Origin of the sequence: Xanthomonas sp. SHU 308 (assembly GCF_000364645.1) — a bacterium.
Taxonomy (GTDB): domain Bacteria; phylum Pseudomonadota; class Gammaproteobacteria; order Xanthomonadales; family Xanthomonadaceae; genus Xanthomonas_A; species Xanthomonas_A sontii.
The window spans coordinates 1-2320 of record NZ_AQOK01000913.1 but is presented as its reverse complement, the minus strand read 5'-3'; the positions used below and the strand labels follow the sequence as shown (position 1 = coordinate 2320).

Here is a 2320-nt window from a genome sequence, read left to right as displayed (position 1 = left end):
GGCCAGCGCCGCGACCAGCGCGCTGCCCACCACCACGCCGTCGGCATCGACCGCCATGGCCTTGGCGCTGGCGGCGTCCTTGATGCCGAAGCCGGCCACCACCGGCACCGGGCAGCGCGCGCGCAGCTGGCGCAGGCGATCGCCGGCGGCACGGGTATCCAGCCGGTCGGCGCCGGTGACGCCGGCGAAGCTGACGTAGTACAGATAGCCGCGCGCCGCCTCGCACAACAGGTCGATGCGCGCATCGCTGGTGGTCGGCGAGGCCAGCACGATCAGGTCCAGGCCGGCGTCGGCGAAGACCGTCAGGGTCTCGGCCGACTCCTCCGGCGGCAGGTCGACCAGCAGTACGCCGTCCACGCCGGCCGCCACCGCTTCCTCGGCGAAGCGCGCGGTGCCGTGGATCTCCACCGGGTTGAGGTAGCCCATCAACACCACCGGCGTGGTGGCGTCGTCGCGGCGGAACGCGCTGACCGTCTCCAGCACGTAGCGCAGGCCGGCGCCGCGCGCCAGCGCGCGCTCGGAGCTGCGCTGGATGGTCGGGCCATCGGCCATCGGGTCGGAGAACGGCACGCCCAGCTCGATCACGTCGGCACCGGCCTCGACCAGCGCGTGCATCGCCGGCACGGTCGCCTCCAGCGACGGATCGCCGGCGGTGAGGAAGGGGATCAGGGCCTTGCGGCCGTGGGCATCGAGTCGGGCAAAGGTATCGGCGAGGCGGTTCATGGGGGACCTATGCGCCCCTCTCCCACCGGGAGAGGGGTTGGGGTGAGGGGAAGAGGCGAAGCGGTGCGGAATGTGAGTACGTGGCTGCGCCCGCACCCGCATCCGACGCTCCGCGCCACCTTCTCCCGAAGGAGAAGGGTAAAGCGTTACAGCGTCAGCCCCTCGCGCGCGGCGATGGTGTGCACATCCTTGTCGCCGCGGCCGGACAGGTTGCACAGCACCAGCGCGTCCTTGGGCAGTTCGCGCGCCAGCTTGATCGACTGCGCCACGGCATGGCTGGACTCCAGCGCGGCGAGGATGCCTTCGGTATGCGCCAGCAGGTGGAACGCGGCCAGCGCCTCGTCGTCGGTGATGCCCTGGTAGGTGGCGCGGCCGCTGTCGGCCAGGAACGCGTGCTCCGGGCCCACGCCCGGGTAGTCCAGGCCGGCGGACACCGAGTGGGTCTCGACGATCTGGCCGTCGTCGTCGCAGATCACGTAGGTGCGGTTGCCGTGCAGCACGCCGGGGCGGCCGGCGGCGATCGAGGCGGCATGGCGGCCGCTGCCGATGCCGTCGCCGGCGGCCTCGGCACCGTAGATCTTCACCGAGGCGTCGTTGAGGAAGGCATGGAACAGGCCGATGGCGTTGCTGCCGCCGCCGACGCAGGCGCTGATCGCATCCGGCAGGCGGCCGTAGTCGGCCAGCATCTGCGCGCGCGCCTCGCGGCCGACGATGGCGTTGAAGTCGCGCACCATGCGCGGGTAAGGATCGGGGCCGGCGACGGTGCCGATGATGTAGAAAGTGTCCTGCACGTTGGTCACCCAATCGCGCATCGCCTCGTTGAGCGCGTCCTTGAGCGTGGCCGAGCCGGAATGCACCGGCACCACCGTGGCGCCGAGCAGCTTCATCCGGTAGACGTTGATCTTCTGCCGCTCGATGTCGGTGGCGCCCATGTACACCACGCACTCCAGGCCCAGCCGCGCGGCCACCGTGGCGCTGGCCACGCCGTGCTGGCCGGCGCCGGTCTCGGCGATGATGCGGGTCTTGCCCATGCGGCTGGCCAGCAGCGCCTGGCCGATGGTGTTGTTGATCTTGTGCGCGCCAGTGTGGTTCAGGTCCTCGCGCTTGAGCAGGATCTGCGCGCCGCCGACTTCGCGGCTGAGCCGCTCGGCGTGGTAGATCGGACTGGGCCGGCCGACGTAGTGGGTCAGGTCCTTGTCGTAGGCGGCGATGAAGGCCGGATCCTGGCGCGCGGCGTCGTAGGCGGCGGCCAGCTCCTGCAGCGGGCCGATCAGGGTCTCGGCGACGAAACGGCCGCCGTAGCGGCCGAAATGGCCGGCGGCGTCGGGATAGGCGTGGAAGTCGCTGACGGGGACAGAGGACATGGCGCAACCGGGGCAACAGGACAGGCCTGCACTTTAGCGCACACGTTCCCACAGAAAAACCGATAAAGTCTGACGCAATCCGTCAGGAAAACTCACATGACCAGCCTGCGCCGCCTGCCCTCGCTCAACGCCCTGCGTGCGTTCGAGGCCGCCGCGCGGCTGCGCAGCGTCGGCGCGGCGGCGGCGGAACTGCATGTCACCCATGGCGCGGTGAGCCGCCAAGTGCGGCTGCT

Annotated in this window: 3 protein-coding genes; 1 reads left to right on the top strand and 2 read right to left on the bottom strand. The window is 70.7% G+C overall.

Annotation, left to right across the window (positions count from 1 at the left end; all coding sequences use genetic code 11):
• Nucleotides 1-723, bottom strand: a 723-nt coding sequence (trpA, locus tag D588_RS0123665) for a tryptophan synthase subunit alpha (RefSeq protein ID WP_017917762.1), incomplete at its 3' end; no start/stop codon positions are given.
• Between the two features lie 146 nt (nucleotides 724-869).
• Nucleotides 870-2087 carry a tryptophan synthase subunit beta gene (gene trpB / locus D588_RS0123660; protein WP_017917761.1) on the bottom strand — a complete coding sequence of 406 codons (1218 nt, stop codon included), beginning with the start codon at nucleotides 2085-2087 and terminating at the stop codon, nucleotides 870-872.
• A 96-nt stretch (nucleotides 2088-2183) separates the two neighbouring features.
• Here trpB and D588_RS26960 point away from each other — a divergent pair.
• Nucleotides 2184-2320: LysR family transcriptional regulator (locus D588_RS26960; protein WP_157836513.1), on the top strand; the 137-nt coding region annotated here is incomplete at its 3' end.

Bases quoted from the DNA above. Each gene is read 5' to 3' on its own strand.
- trpB (WP_017917761.1), bottom strand. From the start codon at position 2,087: ATGTCCTCTGTCCCCGTCAGCGACTTCCACGCCTATCCCGACGCCGCC.